At 57.2% G+C, this 25,334-nt stretch carries 25 protein-coding genes; 10 read left to right on the top strand and 15 right to left on the bottom strand.

Going from position 1 to position 25,334, the window contains the following annotated elements; all coding sequences use genetic code 11:
- Positions 1–27 precede the first annotated feature (27 nt).
- The 6 genes from ACOTX3_RS20055 to cpxP form a co-directional block, all read right to left on the bottom strand.
- A complete protein-coding gene (locus ACOTX3_RS20055; protein ID WP_058679175.1) occupies positions 28–1,332 on the bottom strand; it encodes an SLC13 family permease in 1,305 nt (434 codons plus the stop codon).
- Between the two features lie 73 nt (positions 1,333–1,405).
- A complete protein-coding gene (locus tag ACOTX3_RS20050) occupies positions 1,406–2,149 on the bottom strand; it encodes a CDP-diacylglycerol diphosphatase (protein WP_020686902.1) in 744 nt (247 codons plus the stop codon).
- Between the two features lie 110 nt (positions 2,150–2,259).
- The gene (locus tag ACOTX3_RS20045; RefSeq protein ID WP_040020311.1) at positions 2,260–3,249 is read right to left on the bottom strand and encodes a sulfate ABC transporter substrate-binding protein; all 990 of its coding nucleotides are present in this window, start codon (positions 3,247–3,249) and stop codon (positions 2,260–2,262) included.
- Between the two features lie 235 nt (positions 3,250–3,484).
- The gene (pfkA, locus tag ACOTX3_RS20040) at positions 3,485–4,447 is read right to left on the bottom strand and encodes a 6-phosphofructokinase (RefSeq protein ID WP_013099327.1); all 963 of its coding nucleotides are present in this window, start codon (positions 4,445–4,447) and stop codon (positions 3,485–3,487) included.
- A gap of 174 nt (positions 4,448–4,621) precedes the next feature.
- Positions 4,622–5,515, bottom strand: coding sequence for a CDF family cation-efflux transporter FieF (gene fieF, locus ACOTX3_RS20035; RefSeq protein WP_058679174.1), 894 nt, complete (start codon positions 5,513–5,515; stop codon positions 4,622–4,624).
- 153 nt (positions 5,516–5,668) lie between these two features.
- Entirely contained in the window at positions 5,669–6,175 is a 507-nt protein-coding gene (cpxP, locus tag ACOTX3_RS20030; RefSeq protein ID WP_013099329.1) for a cell-envelope stress modulator CpxP, read from the bottom strand.
- 150 nt (positions 6,176–6,325) lie between these two features.
- Here cpxP and cpxR point away from each other — a divergent pair, with 150 nt between their 5' ends.
- Together cpxR and cpxA are read left to right on the top strand one after the other, a co-directional pair.
- The gene (gene cpxR, locus ACOTX3_RS20025) at positions 6,326–7,024 is read left to right on the top strand and encodes an envelope stress response regulator transcription factor CpxR (protein WP_003862004.1); all 699 of its coding nucleotides are present in this window, start codon (positions 6,326–6,328) and stop codon (positions 7,022–7,024) included.
- A complete protein-coding gene (gene cpxA / locus ACOTX3_RS20020) occupies positions 7,021–8,394 on the top strand; it encodes an envelope stress sensor histidine kinase CpxA (RefSeq protein WP_127869247.1) in 1,374 nt (457 codons plus the stop codon). The genes cpxR and cpxA overlap by 4 nt, the downstream gene beginning before the upstream one ends.
- A gap of 98 nt (positions 8,395–8,492) precedes the next feature.
- On the opposite strand, the gene yiiM is transcribed toward cpxA, so the two are convergent.
- Positions 8,493–9,167, bottom strand: coding sequence for a 6-hydroxyaminopurine reductase (yiiM, locus tag ACOTX3_RS20015; RefSeq protein WP_058679000.1), 675 nt, complete (start codon positions 9,165–9,167; stop codon positions 8,493–8,495).
- Positions 9,168–9,233: 66 nt separating this feature from the next.
- On the bottom strand, positions 9,234–9,854 hold the full coding sequence (gene sodA, locus ACOTX3_RS20010; RefSeq protein ID WP_003861999.1) for a superoxide dismutase [Mn]: 621 nt from the start codon (positions 9,852–9,854) through the stop codon (positions 9,234–9,236).
- A gap of 288 nt (positions 9,855–10,142) precedes the next feature.
- Here sodA and rhaT point away from each other — a divergent pair, with 288 nt between their 5' ends.
- Positions 10,143–11,177, top strand: coding sequence for an L-rhamnose/proton symporter RhaT (gene rhaT, locus ACOTX3_RS20005; RefSeq protein WP_058679001.1), 1,035 nt, complete (start codon positions 10,143–10,145; stop codon positions 11,175–11,177).
- Here rhaT and rhaR read toward each other — a convergent pair whose 3' ends face one another.
- Together rhaR and rhaS are read right to left on the bottom strand one after the other, a co-directional pair.
- Positions 11,178–12,026: an HTH-type transcriptional activator RhaR gene (rhaR, locus tag ACOTX3_RS20000; RefSeq protein ID WP_013099334.1), complete on the bottom strand. Its 849-nt coding sequence runs from the start codon at positions 12,024–12,026 to the stop codon at positions 11,178–11,180.
- A gap of 73 nt (positions 12,027–12,099) precedes the next feature.
- Positions 12,100–12,936, bottom strand: a complete 837-nt coding sequence (gene rhaS, locus ACOTX3_RS19995; protein ID WP_013099335.1) for an HTH-type transcriptional activator RhaS — start codon at positions 12,934–12,936, stop codon at positions 12,100–12,102.
- 301 nt (positions 12,937–13,237) lie between these two features.
- On the opposite strand from rhaS, the gene rhaB reads away from it, so the two are divergent.
- The 5 genes from rhaB (at position 13,238) to rhaM (ending at position 18,416) form a co-directional block, all read left to right on the top strand.
- Positions 13,238–14,707, top strand: coding sequence for a rhamnulokinase (rhaB, locus tag ACOTX3_RS19990; RefSeq protein ID WP_058679003.1), 1,470 nt, complete (start codon positions 13,238–13,240; stop codon positions 14,705–14,707).
- On the top strand, positions 14,704–15,963 hold the full coding sequence (rhaA, locus tag ACOTX3_RS19985) for an L-rhamnose isomerase (RefSeq protein WP_058679004.1): 1,260 nt from the start codon (positions 14,704–14,706) through the stop codon (positions 15,961–15,963). The genes rhaB and rhaA overlap by 4 nt, the downstream gene beginning before the upstream one ends.
- Positions 15,964–16,079: 116 nt before the next feature.
- Entirely contained in the window at positions 16,080–16,910 is an 831-nt protein-coding gene (rhaD, locus tag ACOTX3_RS19980; protein ID WP_040020321.1) for a rhamnulose-1-phosphate aldolase, read from the top strand.
- Between the two features lie 46 nt (positions 16,911–16,956).
- Positions 16,957–18,105 (top strand): lactaldehyde reductase, encoded by a 1,149-nt coding sequence (gene fucO, locus ACOTX3_RS19975; RefSeq protein ID WP_058679005.1) that lies wholly within the window; start codon positions 16,957–16,959, stop codon positions 18,103–18,105.
- Positions 18,102–18,416 carry an L-rhamnose mutarotase gene (rhaM, locus tag ACOTX3_RS19970; RefSeq protein ID WP_013099341.1) on the top strand — a complete coding sequence of 105 codons (315 nt, stop codon included), beginning with the start codon at positions 18,102–18,104 and terminating at the stop codon, positions 18,414–18,416. Before fucO ends, rhaM begins: the two co-directional genes overlap by 4 nt.
- Here the strand turns inward: rhaM and ACOTX3_RS19965 are convergent.
- From ACOTX3_RS19965 to ACOTX3_RS19950, 4 genes are all read right to left on the bottom strand, one after another.
- Positions 18,404–19,681, bottom strand: coding sequence for an MFS transporter (locus ACOTX3_RS19965; RefSeq protein WP_058679006.1), 1,278 nt, complete (start codon positions 19,679–19,681; stop codon positions 18,404–18,406). The genes rhaM and ACOTX3_RS19965 overlap by 13 nt on opposite strands.
- A gap of 44 nt (positions 19,682–19,725) precedes the next feature.
- Positions 19,726–21,849 (bottom strand): alpha-galactosidase, encoded by a 2,124-nt coding sequence (locus ACOTX3_RS19960; RefSeq protein WP_058679007.1) that lies wholly within the window; start codon positions 21,847–21,849, stop codon positions 19,726–19,728.
- Between the two features lie 104 nt (positions 21,850–21,953).
- Positions 21,954–23,048 (bottom strand): LacI family DNA-binding transcriptional regulator, encoded by a 1,095-nt coding sequence (locus ACOTX3_RS19955; protein WP_255250413.1) that lies wholly within the window; start codon positions 23,046–23,048, stop codon positions 21,954–21,956.
- Positions 22,967–23,515, bottom strand: coding sequence for a helix-turn-helix domain-containing protein (locus ACOTX3_RS19950; protein WP_013099345.1), 549 nt, complete (start codon positions 23,513–23,515; stop codon positions 22,967–22,969). The genes ACOTX3_RS19955 and ACOTX3_RS19950 overlap by 82 nt, the downstream gene beginning before the upstream one ends.
- Positions 23,516–23,616: 101 nt before the next feature.
- Here ACOTX3_RS19950 and ACOTX3_RS19945 point away from each other — a divergent pair, with 101 nt between their 5' ends.
- Positions 23,617–24,276, top strand: a complete 660-nt coding sequence (locus tag ACOTX3_RS19945; RefSeq protein ID WP_038985297.1) for an AzlC family ABC transporter permease — start codon at positions 23,617–23,619, stop codon at positions 24,274–24,276.
- Positions 24,276–24,599, top strand: a complete 324-nt coding sequence (locus ACOTX3_RS19940; RefSeq protein ID WP_020686891.1) for an AzlD domain-containing protein — start codon at positions 24,276–24,278, stop codon at positions 24,597–24,599. Before ACOTX3_RS19945 ends, ACOTX3_RS19940 begins: the two co-directional genes overlap by 1 nt.
- Before the next feature lie 39 nt (positions 24,600–24,638).
- On the opposite strand, the gene ACOTX3_RS19935 is transcribed toward ACOTX3_RS19940, so the two are convergent.
- Positions 24,639–25,229: a hypothetical protein gene (locus tag ACOTX3_RS19935; RefSeq protein ID WP_045901596.1), complete on the bottom strand. Its 591-nt coding sequence runs from the start codon at positions 25,227–25,229 to the stop codon at positions 24,639–24,641.
- Positions 25,230–25,334 lie beyond the last annotated feature (105 nt).

Here is a 25,334-nt window from a genome sequence, read left to right as displayed (position 1 = left end):
CTTGCGCTTACCCGCCCTACAAAATCGCTACAAACGACCTAAAACGCTAAACCACAGATAATCCAGCGGCAGCAGCACCAGATACGTGGCAATTGCCAGCGCCAGACAGAGCACCATCCCCGCCCTTGCAGGCACCTTTCCTAAGCCCATCGCCACCACTATCGGCGACGCCTGATACGGCAGCAGCGGCGTGGAATAGCCCAGCACCTGAATCATGATGACAGACAATAGCGGAAAGCCCGTCGCCTCCGAAAAGTTTTGCGCCAGCGTGGTGTAAAGCGCCGGAACACCGTTAGCCGTCATAATAAAGTTCAGTGCCGTAGTGATCCCGGTCAGCGCCAGGAAACTGGTGAACGGTCTGTCGGCGTCCAGCGGCATTATCTTCAGCAACGCCTCCCCCACCGCCGGACCGATACCGGTTTGCGTCACCACAATGGCCAAACCGAGGATGCCTGCCACATAAATACAGGTGCGCATATTCACCCCCGCCGAGAACTCTCCTCCGGTGATAAAACCTACGCGTGGCAGCATCACAATGACCGATGCCGCAAGTCCGGTCCATGCCGGCCCCACACCGTGCCAGCTCTCCGTCACCCACATTCCCAATACCACCGCCAGCAGCCAGGCAAGGCGTTTTTCATCTCGCCCCATCGGTTCAGCGGGTGCCAGATCCCTGGGCGGCTTCGGGCTACCGGGGAATAACCAGCAGATTAAACCAATCAGAATCAACCCTTTGAGAATACCGAGCACGGGCGTGTGCAGCAGCAGATAAGGCACGTAGTTCAGATGAATACCGTATGATCCCTCTGCCGCACCGCTCATCACCAGATTGGGAACGTTGGCAGGCAGGATGGTGGCCGAAAGCTGGAAGGTGCCGAAACCAACGGCCAGCGCCAGGCCAAACCAGGCGCGCGACCCGTCGGCAATACCGGCACGTTTTGCCATCGCGGCCACGATGGGCATCAGCAGGGCGATACGCCCCATGTTCGACGGCATCACAAACGCCAGGGCATAACTCAGCAGAACCACGCTGGCCACCATTAGCACCCAGGAGTCAGTAAGCCGGGCGGAGAGCGCCCGTGCAGCCCTGTCAGCCAGACCGGTTTTCCGGATTGCCACACCAAGCACAAAGCCGCTGAACACCAGCCAGAAGGCAGACGAGGCAAAGCCGCCAAAAATGACCTCCGGCGGGGCAATTCTGGCGGTCATCGCTGCCGTGAAGAACAGCAGCGCGGTAATGAATTCCGGCAATAGCGACGTCGCCCATAACACAATGGTGACGCCGACGATCGCTGAGGGCACAAACAGAGGGTGGGTTAACCAGAGCGACATGCCTGTCTCCTGTCGTTTTTTTCAGCAAGTCTACGGCGACAGGCAGGACGAGTAAACGCTATTTATGGTGGGGTCACTTCAGGATATCGCATTGATGATCCTGCAATTCCTCAGCCGACGCGCGGTTAAGCATCAGCAGATTACGTTCGGTTGCCAGCAACACAAACGAGCCATCAGACTGCTGGGCCATCGCCAGCGCGAAGCGCCCCATATGGTCACGCGCTTCCGGCAGCTCTTCCGCCAGCATCATAAACGGACTCCGCTGCACCAGCTCGTTCTCCGTCACCCGGCGGGCGAGATATTCATGTCCTTCCAGTCCACCGGGAAGGGGCAGCCATTGGGTGCTGATTTGCCCCTGCGCGGCATTGAGCTTCTCGCGCACGTCCGGGCGCAGGCAGGAGATGTGGATATGGAAATGATTCTGCGTGCGGCCCGTGGGTGAGTTGATGGTCAATGAAATTGCGCTGTCTGGCACCTCGGATCCGTGCTTCATGCTCATAAAGCTACGGGCCTGCCATGCCAGCCAGAAGAAGTTCGGTGTTTGAGGCTTTGTCAGAAGCGGGCTTTCGGTGCCGTTGATGCGGTAGGTGGGCATCAATAAGTATTGCAGTGGACCGTTGCGATCCTTGAACACAACATAGCCCGCGTCAGGTTTCACCTGTGCACACGGCGCCGGATTGCGGTGCTGGATCTGATTCGGCACACACTGGTCCAGCACGATGTGACGCAACGCATTCGGATTACCTGCTTTCATCCAGTACACGCCACCCGCGGCAAGGGCGATAACAATCAGAATCAGTAAGATAATTTTTTTCACAATGCGTTCCCTGTTTTCAGTAGAGGCCAAAGAGTAACGCAAAATGATGACCAAATAAAAAACCCGGCGGATTTCTCACACCGGGTCACCGTGTCGTTCGTTACAAAAGCCTAGCGTTTGCTGATCTGATCGAATGTACCGCCGTTAGAGAAGTGGTCTTTCTGGGCTTTTGTCCAGCCGCCAAACTCATCATCAATGGTGAAGAGCTTCAGTTTCGGGAATACGCTATCGTATTTCTTCGCAACCGCCGGATCGCGTGGGCGATAGAAGTTCTTCGCCGCAATTTCCTGGCCTTCCGGCGAATAGAGATACTTCAGGTAGGCTTCCGCCACCGCTTTGGTCCCTTTCTTATCGACCACTTTATCCACCACAGAAATGGTCGGCTCGGCGAGAATAGATTCGCTCGGGGTCACGATCTCGAATTTGTCTTTACCCAGCTCGTTGGTCGCCAGCAGGGCTTCGTTTTCCCAGGCAATCAGCACATCGCCAATGCCGCGCTCTACGAAGGTATTAGTTGCGCCACGCGCGCCGGAGTCGAGCACTTCAACGTTTTTATACAGCGCTTTGACGAACTCCTGAGCCTTGGCCTGATCGCCATTGTTGTGATGCAGGGCATAGCCCCAGGCTGCCAGATAGTTCCAGCGTGCGCCGCCGGAGCTTTTCGGGTTCGGCGTGATGACCGATACGCCAGGTTTAACCAGGTCGTTCCAGTCATGGATCTGTTTCGGGTTGCCTTTACGCACCAGGAAAACGATGGTCGAGGTATATGGCGCGGAGTTATCCGGCAGGCGTTTGATCCAGTTTTTGTCGATGCGGCCACGTTCGGCAATTGCGTCCACATCGTAGGCCAGCGCCAGAGTCACCACATCCGCTTCAATGCCGTTGATGACGGAGGTCGCCTGCTTACCAGAGCCGCCGTGAGACTGGCGAACCACCACGTTGTCGCCCGTTTCCTGTTTCCAGTGTGCCGCAAAGGCTTTGTTGTACTGCTCGTACAGCTCACGCGTCGGGTCGTATGACACGTTCAGTAACTGGATGTCCTTAGCCAGAACGCTGGTCGATGCCAGCAATAATGTTAAACCCACGCCCCATTTATTCATCGCCCAGCTCTCATGTGTAGAGTTTTGATGAATGCAGCGTGCCAGAAACGGAATTGATGATTAAAGAATAAAAAAAGATTGGCTATAACTTTGAGGAATAAAAAAGTGGATGAGTGGCCTGATGCCCTCACCCCAACCCTCTCCCACGGGAGAGGGCGCAACCATAAAAAACGGTAACCCTGGGGTTACCGTTTTGCATTTACCTTGCCGCCACCCGGCACAATACAAACACCGATCAGTACAGTTTTTTCGCGCAGTCCAGCCAGTCACCTTTGAACGGACGCTTCATGTTTTCGATGGCGTCGATGATGTCATGGTGAACCAGTTTTTCGTTCTGAATACCGACGCAACGACCGCCGTGACCCTGCAGCAGCAGTTCAATGGCGTACGCACCCATGCGGGAAGCCAGGATACGGTCGTATGGACCCGGGGAACCACCACGCTGGATGTGACCCAGAACGGTCGCGCGGGTTTCGCGTTTGGTTTCTGCTTCGATGTACTTCGCCAGCTCATCAACGTCACAGATATGCTCGGTGATCGCAACGATGGCGTGTTTCTTACCTTTGGCGATACCGGCTTTGATTTCTGCAACCAGATCTTCACGGCTGAATTCCACTTCCGGAACCACGACGAACTCACAACCGCCCGCGATAGCCGCAGCCAGGGTCAGGTCACCACAGTAACGCCCCATCACTTCAACGATGGAGATACGCTGGTGAGAAGAAGAGGTGTCACGCAGACGGTCAATCGCTTCCACAACGGTACCCAGGGCGGTGAAGTAACCGATGGTGTAGTCTGTACCTTTGATGTCGTTGTCGATGGTGCCAGGCAGACCGATGCACGGGAAGCCCATTTCAGTCAGACGTTTTGCACCCATGTACGAACCATCACCACCGATAACAACCAGTGCGTCGAGGCCGCGTTTTTTCATGTTCTCGATAGCCACTTCACGCACGTGTTCGTCGCGGAATTCCGGGAAGCGCGCAGAACCGAGGAAAGTACCACCGCGGTTGATCATGTCAGATACGCTGTAACGGTCGAGCTGAACCATACGGTCTTCATACAGACCCAGATAACCATCGTAGATACCAAAAACTTCCAGACCTTCCGTCAGCGCTGCACGAACAACCCCACGAATTGCCGCGTTCATGCCCGGCGCATCACCGCCGCTTGTCAACACACCGATTTTCTTAATCATGACTACCTCTGAACTTAGGAATGCAAAATTGAAATCTGTTGCCGGAAGAAACTTGTCGACCAACGAATACTGCAAATAGTATATCAACCACTTCCAGCTGAATTGATTCAGGTCAGACCAAATGGCGGTAATTTATACACAAAATGCTGGCCTGGCTCACTTTTTTACAACGAATTACGAAAGCCCAACATAACCGGGTACAACCGAGCAGGGATCCTGGTGAATAATGACGTCTGACCCAGGGAAACGCTGCAAAATCGCCTGCTCCACCTGCTCAGCAATAACGTGAGCCTGAACCAATGGCAGGTTGTCTTCCATTTCTATGTGAATCTGAATAAAGCGGGTCGGCCCTGACTGCCGCGTACGAAGATCGTGAGCACCACTGACACCCGGCCAGGAGGTCACGATAGTATAAATTTCATCGCGTTCTGCGTCGGGGAGCGCACGGTCAAGAAGCGATTGCACCGCGTCATACCCCATCCGCAAAGCGCTGTATAAAATATAGATGCCAATCCCTAACGCAAATAACGCATCGGCCCGATGCCAGCCATACCAGGCCAGACCGAGCGCAATAAGAATAGCGCCATTCATCATAACATCAGACTGATAATGAAGCATATCCGCCCGTACAGCCTGACTTTGCGTTTTTCGAACCACCCAGCGCTGGAACGTTACAAGAATAAGGGTGCATATAAGTGCAGCCACCGTCACCACCACGCCCACGCCGGGATCGTTCATGGGTGATGGCGAAACAAGATGCTGAATGCCGGTTAAAAACAGAAACAGCGCAGAGCCGGAAATAAACATACTTTGCGCCAGCGCCGCCAGCGATTCGGCTTTGCCGTGCCCGAAGGTGTGCTCTTCATCCGCCGGTTGCAGCGAGTAACGCACCACCAGCAGGTTGGTCAGCGAGGCGGCAATATCCATCAACGAGTCCACCAGCGCCGCCAGAATACTGACCGAGCCCGTGTACCACCACGCGAATATTTTGATGACCAGTAAGCTTGAGGCCACGACCGTCGCGGCAATGGCGGCCCGGCTGACCAGTCTTCCATAGGATTGATTCATAAATACTCCTGTCATGCCATGCCGCTAGTATAACGGAAGGTTACGGAGTCAAAGGATGAATAAACGGTTAACACATCAGAATGAAGGGCAAAAAAAACCCCCACATCATGTGGGGGAAGACAGGGATGGTGTCTATGGCAAGGAAAACAGGGTTTACTGGTTACTACGGGTACTGCTATTGCTACTGAAAAGCGTCGTTTCTGAGCTTCGCTGCATCCGTGCAACCTTACGCAATTGGTCCATACGTTGCTGATGTTTCTGGTTCAAAACCGCTTGCTGCTCGGGCGACAACAGGTGGAACATCTGGTTGCGAACCTTCGCCATCTCTACCTGGCGGGCAACCTGCTCCTGTGCCATTTTTTCTGCCTGAGCACGTACAGCGTTTTCGTCAAAATTTTCTGCGGTGACAAGGCGATGCATTGTCTCCATTTCGCTAACATTAACAGGGGGCTGATCGTGTCGTGCCCTCTGCATCAGATCTCGCATCTGTTGACGCTGATGTTCGGTTAAACTTATGCCGTCAAACATATGGCTTTGGCTGCTGTGCTGCGCGATGCCCTCTTGTGAGGACGCGTTATCGCCGATGATAGCTACAGCGGCCTGGCTAAACGCACTGAACGCCAGCGTTGAGGCCATGACGGCAGCGGTAACTTTGCGCATCACTTGCTCCCAAAATCTTTCATGTCGCGATTCAACGAGAGACAGTCTACGATTCAGGCTGCAAACATGCGTCAGGGGGTGTAAAACAACGTAAAGTCATGGATTAGATAGCCTTGATGTCGTAATTTCTGCCTCGGAGGTATTTAAACAATGAATAAAATCCTGTTAGTTGATGATGACCGAGAGCTCACATCTCTTTTAAAGGAGTTGCTCGACATGGAAGGTTTCAACGTTCTGGTCGCCCATGATGGCGAGCAGGCGCTGAGTCTCCTTGACGACAGCATCGATCTACTTTTGCTCGACGTCATGATGCCGAAGAAAAACGGCATTGATACGCTGAAAGAGCTTCGCCAGACACACCAGACCCCCGTTATCATGCTGACCGCACGCGGCAGCGAACTAGACCGTGTACTCGGCCTTGAGCTGGGTGCGGATGACTATCTACCGAAGCCGTTCAACGACCGCGAACTGGTTGCCCGTATTCGCGCTATCCTGCGTCGTTCCCACTGGAGCGAACAGCAGCAGAATACTGACAACAGTTCACCGACGCTGGAAGTGGACTCACTGAGCCTCAATCCGGGTCGTCAGGAAGCGAGCTTTGACGGTGAAACGCTGGAGCTGACCGGTACCGAGTTCACGCTGCTGTATCTGCTGGCGCAGCACCTCGGCCAGGTGGTATCGCGTGAACACTTAAGCCAGGAAGTGCTGGGTAAACGCCTCACGCCGTTTGACCGCGCCATCGATATGCATATCTCGAACCTGCGCCGCAAACTGCCGGAGCGTAAAGACGGTCATCCGTGGTTTAAAACCCTGCGTGGTCGCGGCTATCTGATGGTTTCCGCTTCATGATAGGAAGCTTAACCGCCCGCATCTTCGCCATCTTCTGGCTGACGCTGGCACTGGTTTTAATGCTGGTTTTGATGTTGCCAAAACTCGACTCACGCCAGATGACGGAGCTTCTCGACAGCGAGCAACGTCAGGGCGTGATGATCGAGCAGCACGTAGAAGCCGAGCTGGCAAACGATCCGCCAAACGATTTGATGTGGTGGCGCAGACTGTTTCGCGCTATCGACAAATGGGCACCTCCCGGACAACGCCTGCTGCTGGTGACCAGCGAAGGCCGCGTGATTGGCGCGGATCGCAATGAAATGCAGATCATCCGCAACTTTATTGGCCAGGCGGATAACGCCGATCATCCGCAGAAGAAAAAATATGGTCGGGTTGAGATGGTGGGCCCTTTCTCAGTCAGGGATAGGGAAGATAACTACCAGCTTTATTTGATTCGCCCGGCGAGCAATTCCCAGTCCGATTTTATCAACCTGCTGTTTGACCGTCCGCTTCTGCTGCTGATTGTGACGATGCTGGTCAGTTCACCGCTGTTGCTTTGGCTGGCGTGGAGTCTGGCGAAACCGGCGCGTAAGCTGAAAAACGCCGCCGACGAAGTGGCGCAGGGTAACCTGCGACAGCACCCTGAGCTGGAAGCCGGACCGCAGGAGTTTCTTGCCGCCGGGGCCAGTTTCAACCAGATGATCACCGCTCTTGAGCGCATGATGACCACGCAGCAGCGGCTGCTGTCGGATATCTCGCACGAACTGCGTACGCCGCTCACGCGACTCCAGCTGGGCACCGCACTGCTGCGTCGCCGCAGCGGTGAGAGCAAAGAGCTGGAACGTATCGAAACCGAAGCCCAGCGTCTGGACAGCATGATCAACGATCTGCTGGTGATGTCGCGCAATCAGCAGAAAAACGCGCTGGTGAGCGAAACGGTGAAAGCCAATCAGCTGTGGCATGAAGTGTTAGACAACGCGGCGTTCGAAGCGGAACAGATGGGTAAATCGTTCACCGTCAACTTCCCGCCGGGGCCATGGCCGCTGTACGGTAACCCAAACACGCTGGAGAGCGCGCTGGAGAATATCGTGCGTAACGCCCTGCGCTACTCGCATACGAAGATTGAGGTGGCCTTCTCGGTGGATAAAGACGGTATCACCATCATTGTGGATGACGATGGTCCAGGCGTAAGCCCGGAAGATCGCGAGCAGATTTTCCGTCCGTTCTACCGCACCGACGAGGCGCGGGACCGTGAATCTGGCGGTACCGGGCTGGGTCTGGCGATTGTTGAAACCGCTATGCAGCAGCATCGTGGCTGGGTGAAAGCCGACGACAGTCCGTTGGGCGGGCTGCGGTTAACGCTGTGGCTACCGTTGTATAAGCGCGCGTAATCCCCTCACCCTAACCCTCTCCCCAAAGGGGAGAGGGGACTGCTCGGTGCGGTTTTTTCACCCTTGCCCCTTTGGGGAGAGGGCCGGGGTGAGGGGCACTATTTCCCCCACAATCTCCGCGAATTATCCTCAATCTGCCGACTAGTGCGGCGTTTCTTCATCGTTCTTGTCCAGCTGGTGGATAACCCTGCCGCCGACAACAGCCGATGATATTGCTCGTCATCAAACGGCATATGCCAGGCAATGGCACAGGCGTCATACACCGACACATCGCTCAGGCGCGACACCAGCTCCAGCGGCGCATCCGCAGACACCTGCCCCGCCAGCACCACCCGGTACAGCCAGCCGGTTTTGCCCGCGCTCTGCAGCCGTGCGGACATGTCGTTAATGCCAAAATGGAAGTTAAGCTTGAAGCATGGCGAGCGCGGTTGCGTTACCTGAATCAGGGCATCACCCCAGCGGAAAATATCACCAATGAAGACGTTCTTCTCCGTCAGCCCTTCGGTGGAGAGATTCTCACCGAACGCGGGGGCGACGAACAGGTCCGCCTGTTCAGGGAATTCGGTTATCCAGTATTGATAATGCTCGCGCGGATAGTGGCACAGCGCGCGTTCGGGCCCGCCGTGGATTTTCTTCTCGGCCTGCTCGTCGCCCGCAAGCCCGAGTTCGGTTAACGTCAGCTCTCCGTCGACCTGCACTTTGGCGATGGCGCTCGGGCGGCTGCCGTCGTATTCCCTTACCTTGCCTGTAAACACATTCACCGGGTAATGCATCTCTACTCCTTCAGATACAAAAAAAGCGAGTCAACAGACTCGCTTCTCACAGGCGTCAATGCAACCTTATTTTTTCGCGGCGAAACGCGCTGCAGCTTCGTCCCAGTTCACCACATCCCAGAAGGCTTTGATGTAGTCCGGGCGACGGTTCTGGAACTTCAGGTAGTAAGCGTGTTCCCACACGTCCAGACCCAGAATTGGGAAACCAGATGCGCCAGAAATCGCTTCACCCATCAGCGGGGAGTCCTGGTTTGCGGTAGAAACGACCGCCAGTTTGTCACCTTTCAGAACCAGCCACGCCCAGCCGGAGCCGAAACGGGTTGCAGCCGCTTTTTCGAATTCCGCTTTGAAGTTATCAACAGAACCGAAGTCGCGCTCGATAGCCGCTTTCAGGTCGCCCTGCAGGGTGGTACCGGTTTTCAGGCCTTTCCAGAACAGGCTGTGGTTAGCGTGGCCGCCCGCGTTGTTACGCAGTACGGTTTTCTTGTCCGCTGGCAGCTGATCCAGTTTAGTGATCAGCTCTTCAACAGGCAGGTTAGCGAACTCTGGCAGGCTTTCCAGCGCAGCATTCGCGTTGTTCACATAGGTCTGGTGGTGTTTAGTGTGATGGATTTCCATCGTCTGCTTGTCGAAATGCGGTTCCAGTGCGTCATAGGCATACGGCAGGGATGGCAGTGTATAACTCATAATCCTCTCCATTAGTGTCGGGCGGCACAGCTGTTAATGCCGCGTAAGCAGTTGGTTCATTATAGTTAATTAAATGATATTGAAAATGATTATCAATGCCGTAGTTTTTATAAGGTTATTTGGGTTTTGCCAAATGACAAAATTGTGAGTCTGCTCACCCGGTTAACGTGCTGATTGCCATCCAGAACCAAAGTGCGGCAACCTTCTGAAGGTTCCTGAACCGCCTAATTTTTACACTCATCAAGTCGGGGGGAAGCCACCGGCTATAAAAACGATGAGGACGTAAAAATGAATCATGCGATTACGATGGGTATCTTCTGGCATTTGATAGGCGCAGCCAGTGCAGCCTGTTTCTATGCCCCGTTCAAAAAGGTGAAAGGGTGGTCGTGGGAAACCATGTGGTCGGTTGGCGGTACCGTCTCCTGGCTGATTTTGCCGTGGACCATTAGCGCCATGCTGCTCCCGGATTTCTGGGGCTACTTCACCTCCTTCAGTGCCTCCACCCTGCTGCCGGTGTTTCTGTTCGGTGCGATGTGGGGCATCGGCAACATCAACTATGGCCTGACCATGCGCTACCTCGGGATGTCGATGGGTATCGGCATCGCAATTGGCATTACCCTGATCGTCGGCACGCTGATGACGCCCATTCTTAACGGCAATGTCGATGTGTTGCTCAACACCAAAGGCGGGCAGATGACGCTGCTGGGCGTGCTTGTCGCGGTGATCGGCGTGGGTATCGTCACCCGTGCGGGTCAGCTGAAAGAGCGCAAGATGGGCATCAAAGCCGAGGACTTTAACCTGAAGAAAGGGCTGCTGCTGGCAGTGATGTGCGGCATCTTCTCGGCGGGCATGTCGTTCGCCATGAACGCCGCAAAACCTATGCACGAAGCGGCCGCCGCGCTGGGCGTCGACCCGCTGTACGTGGCGCTGCCAAGCTACGTGGTGATCATGGGCGGCGGCGCGCTGGTAAACCTCGGCTTCTGCTTCATTCGTCTGACAAAAGTGAAGGATCTGTCGGTAAAAGCCGATTTCTCACTGGCAAAATCCTTAATCATCACCAATGTGCTGCTGTCGATGCTGGGCGGCCTCATGTGGTATCTGCAGTTCTTTTTCTACGCCTGGGGTCACGCCAGCATTCCACCGCAGTACGACTACATAAGCTGGATGCTGCACATGAGCTTCTACGTACTGTGTGGCGGACTGGTTGGGCTGGTACTGAAGGAGTGGAATAACGCCGGGCGTCGTCCGGTGGGCGTCCTGAGCCTGGGCTGCGTGGTGATCATCATTGCCGCTAACATTGTCGGCCTCGGCATGGCGAACTGATTACGCTGCCTTTCGACTGCGATGACGCCACTGAACCGGCGTCATCCCCACCTCGCGGTTAAATACCACCGAAAAGTAATTACTGTCCTCAAACCCGCAGCGCATCGCCACCTCACTGACCATCAGCTCCGTATGCTGCAACAGATACTGGGCGTGGCAGATGCGCAACTGGCGCAGGTAGTGGTTCACCGTCATCCCAGTCTGGGTGCGGAACTGCTGGCGCAGCGCGCGCTCGCTGCACTGCTCCTGCTCGCAGAACTTTTCCAGCACGAAACTTTTATTCAGGCTGCCCGCAAGCCGGGCGATCAGCTTGTCCAGCAGCGCTTCCTGAACGGTCGCGGAGGGGTTATCGGTAGCGTAACGATGGCGTTTGAGGGTCATGACCAGCTGGGCGAACAGCAGTTCCGCCATCGGGTTTGCCACCGGATCGTGCTTCTGGCTCTCCTGCTCCAGCTGGGAGATCGTCTGGCGCACCTGTGCCATGCCGCTGCTGCTCAAGCGCCAGTGGGGTTCGCCTCTGGCATTGAGAAAACCCGGGATATGGGCCGCCCAGTCGACGTTCAGTTTGAGCCTGTCCGGGCAGTAGATCACGTTCTGCAACACCAGATCGTTAACCGAGGCGTAGGCGTGTTTGTCTTCGGCGCGAATGTAAAACAGATCGCCACGCGTAATGCGGTAGGGCCTGTCATTGAGGATGTGTAAGCCGTTGCCGCGCCACACCAGCACCAGCTCGCAAAATTCATGGGTATGCTCGGCAAAGACATTTTGCGGGTAGCGGTCGGCCACCGCGACGGCCTGACTCGCGGAGGCAAAAAAATCATCTTTGCGAAGAATTAACTGAGCGGCCACACCACAACCTCTACGGTGAATAACCGGACATTATTAGCCTTTTTGCGGCAATAAAACGGTGATTGCCTTCGCGTTACTGGAGTGAAGCATCCTTCCCCTGACGGATATCGCGCGGCGACCAGCTAAACTCGCGGCGAAAAAGGGTTGAAAAGTGATTACTGTCGCCGAAACCGCAGCGATAGGCGATATCCGTGACGCTTTCATCGGTATGACGTAAAAGATGACGCGCCTTAATCAGGCGCAGGCGATTGAGGTAGCGCTGGGGCGTCAGCCCGGTGTGTTGCTTGAGCTGACGATGAAGCGTGCGTAACGACAGCGAAAAATCATCTGCCAGCGTTTCCCAGCACACATCCTCGGCGAAATGGTCCTCCAGCCAGGCCATCAGCTGGTTCAGCCGCGCGTCGTTATTTGCCAGCCCTTCCACCAGAGAGCTGCGACGCAGCAGCACCAGCAGCTGCATAAACAGCAGCTCGCGGGTGGCAATGGCATGGGTCTCCTGCCCGTCCTCGCTCTGCTCCAGTTGATTCACCAGCTGGCGCACCTGCTGCAACGTGGACTGATTCACCCGCCAGTGAGACGGGTAGTGCCCATCCTGCTCCTGAGGCAGGAGCTTGTTCAACCCCGACAGAAACTGGAACGCGTCTGGCGAACGATAGAGCACGTTGGTCAGGCACAGATTGTCGGTATGTTCATACAAATGCCTGTCGTGATCGCGCACGAAGCACACCATACCGCCGCTGATGGTGTACGGCTGGCCGTTAAAGACATGAATGCCTGTCCCATGCTCGACAATCACAATTTCATGAAAATCATGATGATGTTCAGGAAACGCAGCCTGCGGGAGCCGTGGCTCAATCGCGACCGGAGACGTTCCCGACGGGAAAAAATCGACGCTGTGCAGTACGGTCATAACGGCCCCCACCAATGAGAAAAGTTCTCAAAATAGTAATTAAGGCCTTCCACACTCACCTTAAATTTTTGACAGCAAACGTCGCAAAAGCTGTCCATTTTTCAAGAAACAGACGGAAAAATCGGGAAATGCGGTCAACGTCACATTGCCCGAAAACCCCGCCCTGACTGGAAATTGTGAACTCCCTCACGTTCATCTTTGCTTTCTTGCCAGCGCGAGATTCGGGCTGTCAGTGACGAGAAGGTGGTCTTTTCTTCCCTTTTTTACACTCAACACCAATGACTTAAGAAGGGACCTGACCATGACTTTTCGCCATTGTGTGGCTGTCGATTTAGGCGCATCCAGCGGCCGCGTAATGCTCGCCACCTGGGACTGCGGCAAGCGCACACTTACGCTTCGCGAAATGCACCGTTTCGCCAACTGCCTGCAAAAACAGAACGGTTTTGATACCTGGGATATTGATGCCCTGGAAGCGGAGATCCGCACCGGGCTGAACAACGTCTGCAACGACGGCATTCGCATCGACAGCATTGGCATTGATACCTGGGGGGTGGACTACGTTCTGCTCGACAGCCACGGCGAACGCGTCGGCCTGCCCGTCTCGTATCGCGACAGCCGCACCGACGGGCTGATGGCACAGGCCATCGCGCAGCTTGGCAAGGACAACATCTATGGCCGCAGCGGCATTCAGTTTCTGTCCTTTAACACGCTGTATCAGCTGCGCGCGCTGGTTGAGCAGCAGCCGGAGCTGGTCAAAAAGGTGGCGCACGCGCTGCTGATCCCGGACTACTTAAGCTACCGGCTGACCGGCAACATGAACTGGGAATACACCAACGCCACCACCACGCAGCTGGTCAACATCAACACCGACAGCTGGGATGAAACCCTGCTGGCCTGGACCGGCGCTTCGCCTTCCTGGTTCGGCACGCCGACCCATCCGGGTAACGTAATCGGTTACTGGATTTGCCCGCAGGGGAATGAAATCCCGGTGGTCGCCGTCGCCAGTCACGACACCGCCAGCGCGGTGATTGCATCGCCGTTGGCCGGTAAAGACGCGGCCTATCTCTCTTCCGGCACCTGGTCGCTGATGGGCTTTGAGAGCAAAACGCCGTACACCAGCGACGCCGCAATGGCAGCAAACATCACTAACGAAGGCGGTGCCGAAGGCCGCTACCGCGTGCTGAAGAACATCATGGGGCTCTGGCTGCTCCAGAGGATGCTGAAAGAGCAACACATTGCCGACCTGCCTGCGCTTATCGCAGAGACCGAAAAGCTGAAGGCCTGTACGTTCCTGATCAACCCGAACGACGACCGCTTTATTAACCCGGTGCATATGAGCGCCGAAATCCAGGCCGCCTGTTTCGAAGCCGGTCAGCCGGTGCCTTCCCGTCCTGCCGAGCTGGCGCGCTGCATTTTTGACAGCCTGGCCCTGCTCTACGCGGATGTTCTGAGCGAGCTGGCGAGCCTTCGCGGCAAACCGTTCAGCCAGCTGCATATCGTGGGCGGCGGCTGCCAGAACCAGCTGCTGAACCAGCTCTGCGCCGATGCCTGCGGCATCACCGTGGTGGCGGGTCCGGTGGAGGCCTCAACGCTCGGCAACATCGGTATTCAACTGATGACTCTGGACGAACTTTCAGACGTCGACGAATTCCGTTCGGTGGTCACCGCGAATACCCGCCTGACCACCTTTACCCCTAATCCCTGCCATGAAATTGCCCGCTACCGGGCGCAGTTTCAGCAAAAACGACTGACTAAGGAGCTTTGCGCATGACCACTCAACTTGAACAAGCCTGGGACCTGGCTAAACAGCGTTTCGCCGCCGTCGGCGTGGATGTCGACGCGGCGCTGCGCCAGCTCGACCGTCTGCCTGTCTCCATGCACTGCTGGCAGGGCGATGACGTCGCCGGCTTCGAGAACCCGGGCGGTTCTCTGACGGGTGGCATTCAGGCGACGGGTAACTATCCGGGCAAAGCGCGCAACGCCACCGAACTGCGTGCGGATCTGGAACTGGCGCTGAGTCTGATCCCGGGGCCAAAACGCCTGAACCTGCACGCGATCTATCTGGAGTCCGACGAGCCGGTGGCGCGTAACGCAATCAAACCGGAGCACTTTAAAAACTGGGTGGAATGGGCCAAAGCCAACAAGCTGGGTCTGGACTTTAACCCGTCCTGCTTCTCGCACCCGCTGAGCGCAGACGGGTTTACCCTTGCGCATGCCAACGACGAGATCCGTCAGTTCTGGATCGACCACGTTAAAGCCTGCCGGCGCGTCTCAGCCTGGTTTGGCGAGCAGCTTGGCACGCCGTCGGTGATGAACATCTGGATCCCGGACGGCATGAAAGACATCACCGTCGACCGTCTCGCCCCGCGTCAGCGCCTGCTGGCCGCGCTGGATGAGGCCATCAGCGAAAAACTCAACCCGGCGCACCACATCGACGCGGTGGAGAGCAAGCTATTCGGCATTGGCGCTGAGAGCTACACCGTCGGCTCGAACGAGTTCTACATGGGTTACGCCACCAGCCGCCAGACCGCGTTGTGCCTGGACGCCGGTCACTTCCACCCCACAGAAGTGATCTCCGACAAAATCTCCGCCGCCATGCTCTTCGTGCCGCGCCTGCTGCTGCACGTCAGCCGTCCGGTGCGCTGGGACAGCGACCACGTGGTGCTGCTGGATGACGAAACCCAGGCGATTGCCAGCGAAATCATCCGTCATGACCTCTTCGACCGCGTGCACATTGGCCTCGACTTCTTCGACGCCTCCATCAACCGCATCGCGGCGTGGGTGATCGGCACCCGCAATATGAAAAAAGCCCTGCTGCGCGCCCTGCTGGAGCCAGTCGCCGCGCTGAAACAGCTGGAAGCAAACGGCGACTACACCGCGCGCCTGGCGCTGCTGGAAGAGCAAAAATCCCTGCCGTGGCAGGCGGTGTGGGAGATGTACTGCCAGCGTCACGACGCCCCGGCAGGCAGCCAGTGGCTGGAAAACGTGCGGGCGTATGAAAAAGACGTATTGAGTCAGCGCGGGTAATTTTGCCCTCACCCTAACCCTCTCCCACAGGGAGAGGGAACTTTTACCCCCTCTCCCTGTGGGAGAGGGCTGGGGTGAGGGATTTCACCTCACCGCGATAACTGGAAAAGAAAACTATGCAGACCATCACCACCTCCTGGTTCGTCCAGGGCATGATCAAAGCCACCTCCGATGCCTGGCTGAAGGGTTGGGACGAGCGTAACGGCGGCAACCTGACGCTGCGCCTGGACGACGCAGATATCGAACCCTACACTGCCGATTTCCACCAGAAGCCGCGCTATATTGCCCTGAGCCAGCCCATGCCGCTGCTCGCCAACACGCCGTTTATCGTCACCGGTTCCGGCAAGTTCTTCCGTAACGTCCAGCTTGATCCGCAGGCCAACCTTGGCGTGGTGAAAGTGGACAGCGACGGCGCGGGCTACCACATCCTGTGGGGCCTGACCGATGAGGCGGTACCCACCTCTGAACTGCCGGCGCACTTCCTCTCGCACTGCGAGCGCATTAAGGCGACTGACGGCAAAGACCGCGTGATCATGCACTGCCACGCCACCAACCTGATCGCCCTGACCTACGTGCTGGAAAACAGCTCTGACTTCATCACCCGCAAGCTGTGGGAAGGCAGCACCGAGTGTCTGGTGGTCTTCCCGGACGGGGTCGGCATTCTGCCGTGGATGGTACCGGGCACCGACGAAATCGGCCAGGCGACCGCCAGAGATATGCAAAAACATTCGCTGGTGCTGTGGCCGTTCCACGGCGTCTTCGGCAGCGGCCCTACGCTTGATGAAACCTTCGGCCTGATCGACACCGCCGAGAAATCCGCTGAAGTGCTGGTAAAGGTTTATTCCATGGGCGGTATGAAGCAAACCATTACCCGCGAAGAACTTATTGCGCTCGGCAAGCGCTTCGGCGTAACCCCGCTCCGTTCAGCGCTGGAAATATATGCATAAACCCTCGCTGACCGAACGGTCCGGGCGATAGTTAAGGAGAATTATCATGAGCTTTATGTTGGCACTGCCAAAAATCAGCCTGCACGGCGCGGGCGCTATTGGCGACATGGTCAGGCTGGTGGCGAACAAACGGTGGGGCAAAGCGCTGATTGTCACCGACGGCCAGCTGGTGAAGCTGGGCCTGCTGGACAGTCTGTTTACCGCGCTGGATGCGCACCAGATGTCATATCAGCTGTTTGACGGAGTCTTTCCCAACCCGACGGAGGCGCTGGTGCAAAAAGGCTATGCAGCATACCGGGACGCGGAATGTGATTATCTTATCGCCTTTGGTGGCGGCAGCCCGATTGATACCGCCAAAGCGATTAAAATCCTCACCGCCAATCCGGGTCCGTCCACCGATTATTCCGGCGTCGGCAAGGTGAAAAACCCGGGCGTGCCGCTGGTGGCGATCAACACCACCGCAGGCACGGCGGCGGAGATGACCAGCAACGCGGTGATTATTGACTCCGCGCGTCAGGTGAAAGAGGTGATCATCGACCCGAACATCATTCCGGATATCGCCGTGGATGATGCCAGCGTGATGCTGGATATTCCTGCGTCCGTCACTGCCGCAACGGGAATGGATGCGTTAACCCATGCCATTGAAGCCTATGTGTCCGTTGGCGCGCACCCGCTGACCGATGCCAACGCGCTGGAAGCAATTCGCCTGATTAACCTCTGGCTGCCCAAAGCGGTCGACGACGGTCATAACCTGGAAGCACGCGAGCAGATGGCGTTTGGTCAGTATCTGGCGGGCATGGCGTTTAACAGTGCTGGCCTCGGCCTCGTGCATGCCCTGGCGCACCAGCCGGGCGCGACGCACAATCTGCCGCACGGCGTGTGTAACGCCATCCTGCTGCCGATCGTTGAAAACTTTAACCGCCCGAATGCCGTAGCACGGTTTGCTCGCGTGGCGCAGGCGATGGGCGTCGACACGCGCGGCATGAGCGACGAGGCGGCCAGCATGTCAGCGATTCAGGCGATTCGCGATCTGAGCACCCGCGTCGGCATTCCGTCCGGCTTCAGCCAGCTTGGTGTCACCAAAGCCGATATCGAAGGCTGGCTGGATAAAGCCCTCGCCGACCCGTGCGCGCCATGCAACCCGCGCACCGCCAGCCGCGACGAGGTGCGCGAGCTGTATCTGGAGGCATTATGATCCGCAAAGCCTTTGTGATGCAGGTAAACCCGGACGCGCACGAAGAGTACGCGCGTCGCCACAATCCCATCTGGCCCGAGCTGGAAGCGGTGCTGAAGGACCACGGCGCGCACCACTACGCCATTTATCTCGACCGGGAACGTAACCTGCTGTTTGCCACCGTAGAGATTGAATCGGAGGAGCGCTGGAACGCGGTCGCGAATACCGACGTCTGCCAGCGCTGGTGGAAACACATGCGTGATGTAATGCCGTCGAACCCGGACAACAGCCCGGTGAGTACCGGGCTGGAAGAGGTGTTTTATCTGGACTGACTGGTTAACGCTGCCGCGCCCGCGGCAGCGGCTATCTCCTGCCTGCTGCTCAGCGTAAACGCCGACACCACCGTAATTGCCAGCACGAAGCAGCCCAGCATCAGATACGTCTCCTGGAAGCCGATCCGGTCATACATATTTCCGGCAAAGGCGGAGAGGAAAATGGCCGCTGACTGTTTGGCAAACTGGAAGCCAATCAGATAGATAGTGGCCGAGAGTCGCGTATCAAACACGCCGGTGATGTACTTGAATGCCCCCACCAGCAGGAACGGGACCTCCAGCGCGTGCAGCATTTTCAGGGCGATGACCTCCACGGCGGTGGTGGCAAACGACGAGCCGATGATGCGCGTCGCCATAATCAATCCGGCGATCAGCAGCGTATTTTTCGCCCCAATACGGTTAATGATCCACGGCGAGCAGAACATAATAATGGCGTTACAGATCTCCCCCGCCGTCGTCGCGAAACCAAAGGCGCGAGTGCCCTCCTGCGGCGTGGCGAAGAAGGTTTTGAAGAAGGTGGCGAACTGCTGATCAAAAACGTCATAGACGCAGGCCACGCCAATCACGTACAGAATAAACATCCACATTCTGCGCTGACGGAACAGGTTAAAGACCGTTTTCGCGGTGATCTGCGGCTGGTTGGCCCCCAGGGCATTCATCACCTGTACCGTCTGATTGGGCTTCGGCTTTGCGACCACCAGCAGCAGCATCAGCAACAGCGCCGCCGCCGATCCCATCCAGAAAACGTATGACGGATCGATACCAAACAGGATGCCCCCCGTTGAGGCGCACAGCCCCCAGCCAAGGCAGCCGAACATGCGCGCCTTGCCGTATTCAAAGGCGCTGTTGCGGCTCACGCGTTCGATATAGGCCTCAATCGCCCCGGACCCGGCCGAGAAAACAAAGCCGATATACAGCCCGCCGCTCAGCGCACCCAGCCAGATGTTGGTTTTCAGCAGCGGCGCGAAGACGTACAGGAAGAAGGGCGCGAACAGAAAGAGCAGTACAGAGATAATCCACAGCAGATGCTTCTTCAGCCCCAGCTTGTCCGAAATCACCCCCAGCACCGGCTGGAAGGCGATAGCCGACAGCGAAATGCAGGAGAAAACAATGCCGGTATGGGTTTTGTTCAGGCCGATGATGTCCGACAGCCAGATAGGCAGGAACGGAAAGCAGGTGGCCATGATGAAGAAGTAGAGAAAGAAGAACAGCCCGAAGATCCAGAAGTTAGGGTTGTCTTTGTGGGTACAGGTTGTTGTGTTCATTATTTTTATCCTCAACGGAGGGCCAGTTTCCCGGCCCGTCACCCTTACACGCGTTCCACACCAATCAGAATGGCGGTTTCCGGATCGAGAATCGGCAGCGCAATACCCGCCTGCATCAGCCACTCACCGCTCACCGTTTGCGGTGTCTCCATCCATGCTGGCAGCTTGCGCATGGTGTGCCCCCCCTCTCCCGTAATCTGAATATTCGGGTGATCGAGCAGCGAGATACGGTACTGCGCGCTGGCCTCCAGCCCCGGCATGCGCAGCGGCATCATCAGGGTATAATCCGGCATCGCGAGCTGGCTGACGATAAACAGTCCCTGCGACTTGTCTTCGCTCACGATCCCCTGTGCCAGCGTGGTGACGTCCGGCATATCTACGCGCCACTGGGTGCCATGGTGGATCACCTCGCGCCACTGCTTATGCAGCGCAGCGTAATGGCGATAACCTTCGCGCTCTTTCTCATCGACGGTGAGCGGATCCAGCTCCAGCCCCATATGGCCAAACAGCGCCGTCAGGCCGCGGAAGGCAATGCTGTGCTGGCGGAACGTCGCGTGGCATTTATGATGACCGATATGCGCGCCCATCACCTCCGGCGGGAAGAAGTAGCTCATGCCGCGCTGAATAGCGTTGCGCTCCAGCGCGTCGTTGTTGTCGGACGCCCAGAAGCGATGGCTGCGAGTCAGCACCTCGTAATCGATTCGTCCGCCACCGGAGGAGCAGGATTCAAATTCAATATGCGGGAAACGCTCGCCCAACACATCTAAAAGTCGATAAAACTGGCGGGTCTGCGCGTCGGCGGCCGCTCTGCCGTTATGGCCAGGCTGCACCAGCTCGCGGTTCATATCCCATTTCACATAATCAACCGCATGCTCACCCAGCAGCCAGCTCATGCGCTCCACCAGGTAATCAAACGCTTGCGGAATGTTCAGGTTGAGCACCAGCTGGTGTCGTCCGGTCGCCTGCGCGTATCCCGGCAGCGCCAGAACCCAGTCAGGATGCTCGCGGTAGAGATCGGAATCCGGGTTGATCATCTCCGGTTCAATCCAGATGCCGAACTCCATGCCGAGGTTTTTGACATGGTCGATCACTGGCCGCAGGCCGTTCGGGTATTTTTTTTCATCCAGATACCAGTCGCCCAGCGCAGCATGGTCGTCGTTGCGCCCTTTAAACCAGCCGTCGTCGATGATAAAGCGTTCCACACCCAGCGCGGCCGCCTCGTCAGCCATACGCATGATGTAGTTCGGATCATGGTTGAAGTAGATCCCCTCCCAGGTGTTGAGATGGACCGGACGCGGTTTGTTTTCCGGGAAACGGATGATGTTGTCGCGCAGGTAGCGGTGAAACTGCTGGCTCATGCCGTTCAGCCCGTGCGCGGAGTAGCTCGCATAAAGGCGTGGCGTCCAGAGCGTTTGTCCCTCTTCCAGCGCCATCTCTCCTGGCAGGTAGAGCGCTTCCGCTTGCAGATAGCGACGGCCATCGGTTTTGGCTTGAGCGCGAAGGCGATGGTTGCCGCTCCAGCCCAGATGCACACCCCAGACGTCGCCGTGCATTTCGCTGAACGACGGCGTGCCTGAAATGAGCGCCGGGAAGTGTTCGTGAGACGTTCTACCCCGGCGGTTCTCAATCAAAAAGCTGTCATGCTCCAGCATGACGCGGTGCGGCTGGAATTCACGGATCCAGCGGCCATGAAACGCCATCACCTCCCGGGCGCGCTCCGCCACGGGCAGCGTGACGGCAAAACGGTCCACCTGCCACGCCTGCGATTTCAGGTTGGTTACGCCGTGCCGCACGACCAGCACGCCGCTGGCGTCCAGCGCCAGCACGCTGGTCAGGCGCAGGCCCGCGTGTTCATCTTCTGCCGTTATCGTCAGGGTTTGTCCCTGCTGCTGCACGTCGGTGGTGCTGAAAACCGGGGAACCATCCAGCCCCTGCCGGTGCCCCTCAATGCCGGGTGAACCAAACAGGCCGTGTCCAGGTTCAGCCATCAGCGTAACCGGGGAATCCACGTCGAGCCTGCCGTTAGCCACCGGGCGTTCGAGCGTAGCGGCATCCTGCGGCGAAAAGTGCTGAAGGTGCGGCCCCCAGTAGAGAATTTCGGCAAACGGGTGCGTTTTTATCACCACGTCCACCGTGTTGCTTACGAGTCGAAAAACGGAATCTTGCATCAGACATCTCCAGTCATCGGGATGTCCTGAGTGTTGATCCGAAACGTTTCGGATACAAACCAAAACGTTTCGGATCTGTGATCGGGTTTGGAATTTTGCGTTGTTTACGCCGTCTGGCCTGGGGAGAATTCCGGCTGCCAGAGCACCTGAAGAGTGTCGATGTCGTCGCCGTTAATCAGCTGGCGCACCATATCGGCAATCTGCTTCCCGACGCCCTGACGGGTAGACTGGATCACCGCCGCCACGTCGATATCGACGATGCTGTCCTGGGGCAAACCGTCGTAGACCACCAGCGATACGGCATTCTCGCCGGTTAGACGGCCAAGCTGTGCCAGCGCCATTGCCGCGCCGTCGCCGTGGGTGTTGCAGTCGGTGATGATGGCCGTGGGGGGTTGCGGCAGAGAGAGCAGCTCTTTTGTTGTGGCGTAGCCGACCCGGCGGGAAGGCGGCATGGCGCGCAGCCACTCGCTGGACAGCCCGGCTTCACGCAGCGCATCCAGATACCCCTGGCGACGCTGGGTGATGAACGCCTGGTTGTTACTTTCGCCGAGCAAAGCAATGCGCTGATGGCCTTTTTCGATCAGCCAGCGGGTGGCCTGATACGTACCGGCGTAGTTGTCAAAATCAAACCACGCGTAGGGCTGCGGCAGCTGACTGCGTCCGAGAGCCAGAAAGGGGAATCCGGCAGCCTGAAGCTGCTCAAGGCGCGGATCGTGATCCAGCGTGTGCGCCACAATCAGCGCATCCACGCGACGGCTTTGCACCATGCGCATATAGCTGTGTTTATCGGCCAGATCGTCATCGGCAATCAGCAGGAGATCGATTTCATGTCGCGCCAGTTCGTGGCTAATTTCGCCGACCATGTCCATAAATACGCTGTTATTGAGCGGAACAGGATGTACCGGAAAAACCAGCCCCACCGCGTCGATCTTGCCCATCTTCAGACGACGGGCAAAGGTATTGGGCCGATAGCCGCGTCGCTGGGCTTCCGCTTCCACGCGGGCGCGCGTCTCGCTGGAGACGTCGTCATATCCGTTGAGGGCACGACTGACGGTGGTAACCGAAAGCCCCAGTTCTTTGGCGATAGCTTTAAGCGACATGCGTTTCCGTTTCCTGGTTAATTTTGTTCCGCCACCAGTAGCGCGTAGGTGTCTGGCTCCAGGGCCTTGAAGATATGCGGTTCGTCGGCGGGATAGCAAATGTAATCCCCTGCCTCCAGCACCTCCGCGGCATCAAGCAGACCGACCAGTGCCCGGCCCTGGGTCACAATAATATGTTCAACCGACCCCGGTGAATGGGGCTGGGAAATACGATCGGCACCTGGCTGGGTGATGAGCAGGTAGACATCGCGCCGTGCGCCCGGGGGGCATGCCGCCAGCAGAATGGCTTCGTAATTGGCCTGCCCGGCGACCACTTTTGTGCCTTCACCGCGGCGGATCACCTGCGTGGTCGGCTGCTGCGGCTCCAGCAACCGTGCAAAGGGAATATCCAGCGCCACACATAGCGACCACAGCGTCTCAAGGCTGGGATTGCCATTGCCGGACTCCAGCTGCGAAAGTGTGGATTTGGCGATACCGGCACGGCGGGCAATTTCCGCCAGTGAAAGTCCGGTTCGCAGGCGTTCTCGCACCAGACTTTTGGCGATCACGCTGATTGGCTGCGTCATAAACGGCCTCTTGTTCTATAAATCGAACGATTCGTTCATCTTGTAAACCGAATCTGATCCGTTCATTATAATGGATACACGTTCGATATGGCTAAAATTGTATGAAACGTTCTCTCTCTTGCCTGAAAGGCGACACCATCAAAGCAATTATCCTCGTTTGCCTCGCCGTTGGCGTGGTGGGGATGTCATACGGCTCGCTGGCGATGGCCTACGGTTTCCCGCTGTGGGTACCGTTTGTACTGTCTATTACCGTGCTGGCGGGGGCCTCGGAGTTTATGTTTATCGGTATCGTGGCGAGCGGGGGTAACCCACTGGCGGCGGCCGCGGCCGGGCTGCTGGTGAACGCCCGCCATGTGCCGTTTGGCGTTACGGTGCGCGAGCTGGTGGGTAAACGCGGTTTAAGTTTTTTGGGCTGCCACATCATGAACGACGAAAGCGTGGTGTTTGGGCTGTCGCAAAAAACCCCGGAGCAGCGCAAAACGGCCTACTGGCTGTGCGGCCTGGGCGTTGCCATTCTCTGGCCGCTGGGTACCCTGCTGGGTGCCATGGTCGGAAAACTGTTGCCGGCCCCGGAAACCATCGGGCTGGACGCGGTATTTCCGGCCATTTTGCTGGCCTTAGTGGTTCCGGCGTTTAAAAACCGCACCACGTTCATCCGCGCTTGCAGCGGCGCCGCCCTGTCGCTGGCCGCCGTACCGTTCGCTCCGGTGGGCTTACCGGTACTGCTCTCTTTACTCGGTCTCGCCGCGAGGAAAAAATAATGGAAAACATGACCCTCTTTATCCTCGGTATCGCCATTCTGTCAGCAGGGACCTATCTGATGCGTCTTGGCGGGGCGAAACTGGGTAGCCGACTGGCGCTGTCCGAGCGATCTCAGGCACTGCTGTCGGATGCGGCAACGGTGTTGCTGTTTTCCGTGGCGCTGGCGACCACCTTCTATGAAGGGGAACATTTCGCCGGAATGGCGCGGGTGCTGGGCGTGGCGTTTGCGGTGTTTCTGGCCTGGCGAAAAATGCCGTTAATTGTGGTGATCGTGGCGGCGGCGGTCGTTACGGCGCTGCTGCGTCTGGCGGGCATGGCATAAAAAAGCCCGACAGCACGCGTCCGTCGGGCAAGGCGGCGTTTACTGCGCCGCGAGGGTAACGTAATTCACCGTCAGCATTTCTTCGAGTTCCGCCGTGTTGCCGGTCCTGAACGCGTTATCGTTGAGATAAGTGACCACCGAGAGCGTAACAACCAGCTGTTTGCCCGCCACCTCGCTGCCGTTCACCGCCACAAGCGACGTATCCGGTGGCAGCGTAACCTCCGCTGCACCCGCGGTGACCTGCGCCGCGCCGCGCGGCACGGCCGCCAGCTGCACGGCACCATTATCCATGCGGGCCTCTTTCGCCGTGATTTTCAGCACACCGTTGTCGCTAAAGCGATACGCTTTATTTCCACGGGCCGGGCCGTCCACCTGCAGGCGGATCTTGCGCGCGTCCGGGCAGATCACCGACACCTGGATCTCACGTTCTGACGAGGCATAACCCCGGTACGTTTTTCCGGCAATATCCGTGCTGACCTCGCGCATCGCCTCCCGACGTAGCAGACCATTATTGATACTCTTTACAGACGAAACCACCTGACACTCTTCTTCTGCCAGGACGAAGGGAGCATGGCTGAGGGCGACGCAGGCCAGCAGCAGTAAACACGTGCGATGAATAATCAGAGACATTTAATGAGATGGTCACTCCCTCCTTCCCGGTACTATGCTGAGGACAGGCTTTCATTCGGAGAACTATCATGGAAAACATTGCGCTCATTGGTATCGATCTGGGTA

This window comes from Enterobacter cloacae complex sp. IR5384, from assembly GCF_049237265.1.
Classification (GTDB): domain Bacteria; phylum Pseudomonadota; class Gammaproteobacteria; order Enterobacterales; family Enterobacteriaceae; genus Enterobacter; species Enterobacter cloacae.
Note: the sequence above shows the minus strand (reverse complement) of the source record. Positions and strands in the feature narration are given on the sequence as shown.